Origin of the sequence: Streptomyces sp. NPDC057654 (genome assembly GCF_042800135.1) — a bacterium.
Classification (GTDB): Bacteria; Actinomycetota; Actinomycetes; order Streptomycetales; family Streptomycetaceae; genus Streptomyces.
This window is the reverse complement of record NZ_JBHVHQ010001459.1, coordinates 1-1,130: the sequence shown is the minus strand read 5'-3', so window position 1 is coordinate 1,130 and position 1,130 is coordinate 1. Positions and strand designations below refer to the sequence as shown.

Sequence of the window (1,130 nt, the reverse complement as noted above, 5' to 3'; positions counted from 1 at the left end):
CCACGTCTCCTGGCTCGACATCATCGCCGTGCTCGCCGTCGAACCGGCGACCCTGCTGGCCAAGCGGGAAGTGGGCGACTGGCCGCTGATCGGCACGCTGGCCCGGCGGATCGGCACCCGGTTCATCGACCGCGAGGGGCTGCGCGCACTGCCCGGCGCCGTCGCGGAGCTGGCCGGAACGCTCCGTTCCGGCCGGTCCGTGGTGGTCTTCCCGCAGGCCACCACCTGGTGTACGGCCTCCGGCGGCCGGTTCCGGCGCGCCACCTTCCAGGCCGCGATCGACGCGGGCGCGCCCGTACGGCCGGTCACCATCGACTACCGCCAGCACGGCGCGCCCAGCACGGTCGCCGCCTTCCTCGGCGACGAGGGCTTCGGCACGTCGCTGAGCAGGGTGGTCGGCGCGGGCGGGCTCAGCGTGCGGGTCACCGCGCATCCGCAGCTCGCCCCGGGAGCGGACCGGCGCGAGCTGGCCGCCCGTACCCGGTCCGCCGTGTGCGGCGCGGAGTCGCCCGCCCATGTTTGAGCTGTTCGACCGGCTGGTCGGGCTGTTGCAGTCCACCCTCGACTCGCCCTGGCTGTGGGTGATCGTCTTCCTGGTGGCCGGCCTGGACGCGCTGCTGCCGTTCATGCCGAGCGAGACGACGGTGGTCATGGTGGCGGTCCTGCTCGGCTCGGACCTGCCGCAGCTCGCGCTGCTCGCCGCGGTCGCCGCGGCGGGCGCGCTCGCCGGGGACTGCCTCAGCCACGGCATGGGCCGGTGGCTCGGGCCGCGGGCCGTCGCCCGGCTGCTGCGCGGCGAGAAGGGCCGGGAGCGCTACGAGTGGGGCCGCTCCATGGTCGACCGGCATGCCACGACGCTGGTCGTCGCGGCGCGCTTCCTGCCGGGCGGACGGGTGGCCTCCGGACTGTCCACCGGCAGCCTCGGGTTCCCGCTGCGCCGCTTCGTCGCGCTGGACGCGATCGGCGCCGGGCTGTGGGCGGTCAGCAGTACGGCCATCGGGTTCATCGGCGGGGCGAGCTTCAGCGACGAGCCGGTGAAGGGGCTGCTGCTGGCGTTCGCCCTCGCCCTCCTGGTCGTCGGCGCCGTCGAGTCGGCGCGCCGCCTCCGCGCGCGCCACGGCCGTACGGGC

2 protein-coding genes are annotated in these 1,130 nt (G+C 75.7%); both read left to right on the top strand.

What is annotated here, in order from left to right:
- Window positions 1–523 (top strand): lysophospholipid acyltransferase family protein (locus ACFU99_RS44350; RefSeq protein WP_384404567.1); only part of this gene is annotated, 523 nt, incomplete at its 5' end.
- The coding region (locus ACFU99_RS44345; protein WP_384404565.1) for a DedA family protein at window positions 516–1,130 on the top strand (615 nt) is incomplete at its 3' end. The genes ACFU99_RS44350 and ACFU99_RS44345, both read left to right, overlap by 8 nt.